Below are 6,276 nucleotides of genomic sequence, written 5' to 3'. Positions count from 1 at the left end.
TCGCGTTCATTCTGCAAGCAGAATGTTTACTCACTCGTTGTTCAGTTTTCAAAGATCAAACTTATTTCATCATTCAATGTGTTTCCCGTGTCAGCCGTGTGTTTCAGCGGCGACTTAAATAATATATCATACGGCTGAATCCAATGCAACAGTTTTTTTCATTTCTTTTCTTTAATAGTTTTGCATCATCTAAAACCGTCACTAATATCCCCTATCTTGTCCTATCATAATGGTGCGTTCATAGGGTACAAATATTCTAACACACTTCTGAAAGGGTTTACAATACTTTCAGAACAAAATGCTCTCCATCAGTCCTGAACAACTTTATCTCCGTTATGCGCAACTCAATGTTTACCTAGGTAAGCGAGAAGCCAGCTCTCCCTTACAAAGCTGGCTTCTCGCTCATATAACAAACATCTACTTCTTTACCAATTGCAATCCTCTAGATTAGTTTTGTATCCATGGATTACGGCGCTTTTTATCTGAATTCCGTTGTTTGGAAGTTGTTGCACCTTCTCTGGATGTTTTCCCGGACACGGATACCTTGGATTTGTTCTTCAGCGGAGCTTTGTTGTTTGTTCTGCGTTTCGCAGCTGCCGGCTTATTCCCGGCTTGCTTGGACTTCGCCTCCGAATCCGCTCCAGCCTCATCGATTGCTACCTGACTTAAGTTGGCGTCGTCACGCCCCCCTTTTTCACCACCCTTGCCTTGGCCCTGTGGGGGGTACATATCACCAAAAGCACCAAGCGGGGATGGCGGGACCATATTCTGTGTAGGATACGGGTTCTGATAAACATACTCAATAGGCTGGTTCGGCATCGTTGATGTAGACATTTCAGGTGGCATACCATACGAAGGAGCGTACATGTTCCAAGCCGGATCCTGATAACCATGAGTAGGATAAGTATACTGAGGCATATGTGTATGTGAACCACATCCGCATGGCGGGTACGGAAGCATTGAATACGGAGATATGAACGGTGGCTGATGATTCATATGGCTAGGTGCTGCATACGTTGGGAATGGACTGTTCACATGACCAGCTGGTGCAATTGGAAATGCATTGTTTTGCATGTCTGCAGACACATTTGGCATAACGTTGTTGTGGTTATGGCTTTGCTCCGCCCCAGTCCACGGACTGTTCGGCAGATCACTGCCACTATAAGGACTCACTTCTGGAATCCCTGGAAATGGCGCGTTGTTGCTCGCTCCTGCCGTGTACATGTCTTGCTGAACAACGTACACCTCTTGTGCAGGTACCGGGATTTGAACATAAGGGTACTCCGCTGGAGCATGATGCAGTTTATTACCACATCCACAAGGCTTTTTCGTTGCTGGTGCAACCTCAACCGGAGACTTGGTGTTAGGCATTACTGGCAAAGGCATAATTTCAGGCGAAAGATTGGGCAATGTGTATTCCTTGGACTCTGCTACCGGTTTTACATCAATTTCGGGTTTAGCCTCTTCCTTTTTGTGCGTTTCCTTTTCGGGTTTCACTTCAGGAAGCTCAGGTAACTGCGGCAGTACCTCCAGTTCAGGCTTCACATTTGGCTTTACCGGATTGGCTGGTGGTGGAGCAGGCACCGGAACTGGAACCTCTGATACCGGAGGAGGAGTTGGCGCGACCGGTACCGGTGGTGCAGGTTCCTCTTTTACTCCCGTGTATTCCTTCCCTTCAGGCGACAACTTTTCATGAGCAGCAATGTTGCTGGCACCCGAATTAGATGTGCTGTTTCCTTGTGCGGGAATATAAACTGTCTCCCCTACCAGCAGAGCATTCGGATTTTTCAACTGTGGATTGGCATTGATCATATCTTTCAAAGGAACTCCCCAAGCTTGTGACAACTTCCATAACGAATCCCCTTGCTGAACCTTGTGACTGTGCAGCACGCCTTCTGGCTTCGGTGTTACTGGCTCTGCAGGAATTTTGACCTTCATACCAATGTCCAGCTTGTCGGGATTAGTGATTTGCGGATTAGCCGCGATTAATTTGTCCAGCGCTACATTGTATTTTTGGGACAGCAGATATAATGTGTCGCCTTTTTTCACCATGTGTATTTTCACAGGGAACTAACCTCCTAGACGTCATACTTGGGCAGTACATTCGCCCATACCGTTACTACATCCTATGCAGAAACCGGGCTAATGACATCAACTAAACAAAAAAAATCCTCCTGTCTCTAAAATCCCCATACGCCAGGTATGCTGAATTTTATCGGACAAGGAGGATTCCTGTTCCCCATACTATTCAATTCAAACTTAAGATTCCCACACTTTATAGCCATCTTTGTCAACGATCTGACGGAATGCTTCAAGCAGTCTCAGCGTTACCGGACCTGCTACACCCGTACCAATCGTTCTTCCATCCACTTCGTATGCAGCGATAACTTCTGCAGCCGTCCCGGTGAAAAAGACTTCATCTGCAATATACACATCATGAAGAGTGAATGGAATTTCTTTCAATTCAAGCTCAAGTTCGCCACATAGATCGATAATGGCTTGACGTGTAATCCCTTCAAGTGCTCCGAGATAACAAGGAGGCGTGTATACTACACCATTTTTGATGATGAAGATGTTATCACTTGAACCCTCAGTAACGTACCCTTGGGAATTCAGCATAATCGCTTCACCGGCACCTGAATAGTTAGATTGAATTTTAACCAGGATGTTATTCAAGTAGTTCAATGATTTAATTTTTGGATTTAATGCATCCGGAATGTTCCGGCGTTGGGATACAGACACTGCTTTTAACCCTGTAAGATACGCTTCTTCCGGATAGATCGCCAATTGCTCCACGATGATGATTACCGATGCCTTAGGGCAACGTAATGGGTCCAATCCCAGATTACCTGGGCCACGCGATACAATAAGACGAATATAGCCGTTACGCATATCATTACGTCGCACCGTTTCAGCCATCACTTCCAGCATCTCATCAATAGACAGCGGGATATTCAAACTGATGGATTTCGCTGAATCATACAAACGATCCAGATGGGCCTTACATCTGAAAATGTTTCCGTTGTAGATCCGAATACCTTCGAAAATTCCGTCTCCATACAAAAATCCATGATCATATACCGAAACGGTTGCGTTCTCCTTGGTCACATACTGACCATCCAAATAGATCCATTGCTCTGCCACGGATGACTGCACCTCCATAAAATATCCATTCCCTAAACTCCGAAACGTTATAACCCGTCCATTTTACACCAAATGACAAGCTTTTACTCGCTCAATCTACCCCGACTTATGACAACCTTCTAACATTCCCAACCACATCAGGTCGATTACCTCGAAGGATATGTATAACAAGGATAGCTACCCAGAACGCGCACCTGGCAATTCAATGCTTCAATCTCTGCCATGGCTGCGGTAAGTAATACCGAATCGACCGTCTCCACAACATCAATGTAAAAATAGTAACTGCCCAATCGTTTCTTCGTTGGACGAGATTCGAGACGGGTCAAGTTCAGCTTCCGCCATGCAAAAGCCGACAATACTTGATGCAACGCACCGGGTGCATCTTCTGGCAACGTCACCAGCAAGCTGGTTTTCACATGATCCGGTTCACGTGGAATGTTCACAGGCTCATGGCCGATGAGCACAAAACGGGTGTAGTTGTTGTCATGATCTGTAACCCGTTCAGCCATAATGTCCAATCCATGCTTCTGAGCAGCAAGCTTTGTACCGATCGCCACCCAGCCTTTACCCGGATTTTTTTTCACAATTTCAACAGCTTCAGCCGTACTATTCACACCTTCAAGGTCTGCCCCAGGCGAATGCAGCCGAATAAAATTCTGACACTGCGGAATAGCCACAGGGTGAGACATAATCTTGGTGATTCTACCAAAGTCATACTCGCCGCTCTCTGTCTTAAATTCCGAGCCATGTCCAATAACATTCTGGATGGATGGGTATACCCACTCTGCTTGCATCGGAATATCCACTTCATTCACAAGCCAGTCCATATGAAGACTAACGGAGCCTTCAATGGTATTCTCAATCGGAATAACACTGTATTGTGCCTTCCCGCTATCCGTTGCTCGAAAAACATCCGAAATCAGCTTGGAATGAAGCAAATCTAACGGTTCACCGTTGAAAAGGAAATCAATTGCCTCATGAGAGACTGAGCCTTCAGGTAATACTGCAATTCGTTTCATGCATTAACTTCCCCTTTGATTCTGTCCAAAAAAGGACGTTCGTCTTGATCAGGCAGCACGGTTACACCGTCCAAATCCGGATCCAGCCACAGTGCAGAAGCAGATATGCCCTCCCGCTCCATGGTGTTCAGTAAATATTGTTCCAATTCCGCTTTACGGGTGTCATGACGATCGACCAAAGTCAACACGGTCGGTCCAGCTCCGCTCAGCGCAGCTCCCAAAGCTCCATGATCGACGGCATGTTCCAGTATTTCAGCCATCCCTGGTACCAATGATGCCCGGTATGGTTGGTGAATTCGATCTGACATCGCCTTCTGAATCATATCCAGTCGTCCACTTGCCAAAGCTGCAACGAGCAACGAGGACCTGCTAATGTTATGCACGACATCAGACATGCCAAATTGCTCTGGAATCACATTCCTTGCTTTGGAAGTAGACAGTTGGAATTCAGGTACAATAACCAAAGCCTGCAAATCCTGGTGTGGTTCAATGCGAATATGATCTACCTGTTGACCATTCCATGCAGCCGTAATAATACCGCCATACAGAGATGCTCCCACATTATCAGGATGCTTCTCAAGGGATGTGGCCATATCCAGAAGCTTCGCATCGGATAAAGGAGCACCAATTAATGCATTCGCTGCTGCCAGCGCACCAACGATGGCAGATGCGCTGCTCCCGAGCCCACGTGTCAGTGGAATATCAGAATACATGGAAATCTCCAATTCAGGTACGAACACCCCCGCTTCGTCGAATACCATCTGTGCAACTTCATAAATCAAATTTGTTTTATCCGTAGGCAGACCTGTCAAATGATTGCCGTGAAGATGAAAGGTCGTCTGCTCGGCAGGTTTCATTTCCAACCAGGCATACAAAGACAATGCCATGCCCAGGGTATCAAACCCCGGACCGAGATTGGCTGTGCTTGCAGGTATTTTTACGGTTACCTTTTCTCGCAAACTCATACAGATTGCTGCTCCAGTTGTGCAATGGCCGCCATTACTGCTTCTTCCGTATCTTCAACAACAAGTGGCTCCGTGGCTACCGTTTTAATTGCAATATTAGGATCTTTCAGGCCATTCCCTGTCAGTACGCAAACCACAGTCTCTCCGCCTTTAAAGTACCCTTCACTCTTCAGTTTGTATACACCGGCAAGGGAAGCCGCAGAAGCAGGTTCAGCAAAAATTCCTTCCCGAGAAGCAAGCGTACGATAAGCTGTCAGGATTTGTTCATCCGTTACATAGTTAATCTGTCCACCCGATTCCTCAGCTGCAGCTACTGCCGTTTTCCAGCTCGCCGGATTACCGATTCGAATCGCTGTTGCTACCGTTTCAGGCTCAAGGATCGGCTCACCTTTGACAATAGCCATCGCACCTTCGGCTTCAAAACCAACCATGCGTGGCAGCGTGTTGGATTTGCCTGCCTCTTTATATTCTTTGAAACCTTTCCAATACGCCGAGATATTACCCGCATTCCCGACCGGAATAGCCAGAACATCAGGAGCTTCGCCAAGTTGTTCAATAACTTCAAACGCTGCTGTCTTCTGCCCTTCAATCCGGAACGGATTCACAGAGTTCACAAGCGTGATCGGATGTTTAGCTGTAATCTCACGCACAATCTCCAATGCACGGTCAAAGTTACCATTGATCGCAATCACCTTCGCTCCATAGATCATGGCTTGGGCCAGTTTACCCAGTGCAATGTTGTTATTCGGGATCAGCACGATACAATTGAGACCACCACGTGCGGCATAGGCCGCTGCAGCTGCTGACGTATTACCTGTGGATGCACACATGATTGTGCGACTACCCTCTTCCATCGCTTTGGCAACAGCCATAACCATGCCGCGGTCTTTGAAAGAACCCGTAGGGTTCAAACCTTCGTATTTGAAGTAAACATTCAAACCGAGTTCCTCAGACAGATTCTCTGCATGAATCAAAGGTGTGTTTCCTTCCTGAAGCGTAAGCAGGGGTGTATTTTCATTAACCGGAAGGTGCTCTCTGTACGTTTGCAAAAGTCCTTGATATCTCATTGTGGGTAAACTCCTTTATGTTTTAATAATCTGAAATGATGACCTGTTGAACCGGATATAATTAAATTGTACGCTATAACT

General features: G+C 46.4%; 5 protein-coding genes. All 5 read right to left on the bottom strand.

Annotation, left to right across the window (positions count from 1 at the left end; all coding sequences use genetic code 11):
• Positions 1-447: 447 nt before the first annotated feature.
• The 5 genes from FS628_RS22925 to thrC all read right to left on the bottom strand — a co-directional run bounded on the left by FS628_RS22925 (position 448) and on the right by thrC (position 6,195).
• The gene (locus FS628_RS22925; RefSeq protein WP_145325282.1) at positions 448-2,064 is read right to left on the bottom strand and encodes a LysM peptidoglycan-binding domain-containing protein; all 1,617 of its coding nucleotides are present in this window, start codon (positions 2,062-2,064) and stop codon (positions 448-450) included.
• Positions 2,065-2,259: 195 nt separating this feature from the next.
• The gene (ilvE, locus tag FS628_RS22920; protein WP_105410728.1) at positions 2,260-3,144 is read right to left on the bottom strand and encodes a branched-chain-amino-acid transaminase; all 885 of its coding nucleotides are present in this window, start codon (positions 3,142-3,144) and stop codon (positions 2,260-2,262) included.
• A gap of 146 nt (positions 3,145-3,290) precedes the next feature.
• Positions 3,291-4,163 (bottom strand): prephenate dehydratase, encoded by an 873-nt coding sequence (gene pheA, locus FS628_RS22915; RefSeq protein ID WP_145325281.1) that lies wholly within the window; start codon positions 4,161-4,163, stop codon positions 3,291-3,293.
• Positions 4,160-5,128 (bottom strand): homoserine kinase, encoded by a 969-nt coding sequence (gene thrB / locus FS628_RS22910; protein ID WP_145325280.1) that lies wholly within the window; start codon positions 5,126-5,128, stop codon positions 4,160-4,162. Before thrB ends, pheA begins: the two co-directional genes overlap by 4 nt.
• Complete coding sequence (gene thrC, locus FS628_RS22905) at positions 5,125-6,195, bottom strand: threonine synthase (RefSeq protein ID WP_036605915.1); 1,071 nt, start codon at positions 6,193-6,195, stop codon at positions 5,125-5,127. Before thrC ends, thrB begins: the two co-directional genes overlap by 4 nt.
• Positions 6,196-6,276 lie beyond the last annotated feature (81 nt).

This window comes from Paenibacillus xylanexedens (assembly GCF_007676705.1).
In the GTDB taxonomy this organism is placed as follows: Bacteria; Bacillota; Bacilli; order Paenibacillales; family Paenibacillaceae; genus Paenibacillus; species Paenibacillus xylanexedens_C.
The sequence above is the reverse complement of the archived record's forward strand: the minus strand, read 5'-3'. Positions and strand labels throughout refer to the sequence as shown.

Coding starts and splice junctions, on each gene's coding strand:
- pheA (WP_145325281.1), bottom strand. CDS start 4,163: ATGAAACGAATTGCAGTATTACCTGAAGGCTCAGTCTCTCATGAGGCA.
- thrB (WP_145325280.1), bottom strand. CDS start 5,128: ATGAGTTTGCGAGAAAAGGTAACCGTAAAAATACCTGCAAGCACAGCC.
- thrC (WP_036605915.1), bottom strand. CDS start 6,195: ATGAGATATCAAGGACTTTTGCAAACGTACAGAGAGCACCTTCCGGTT.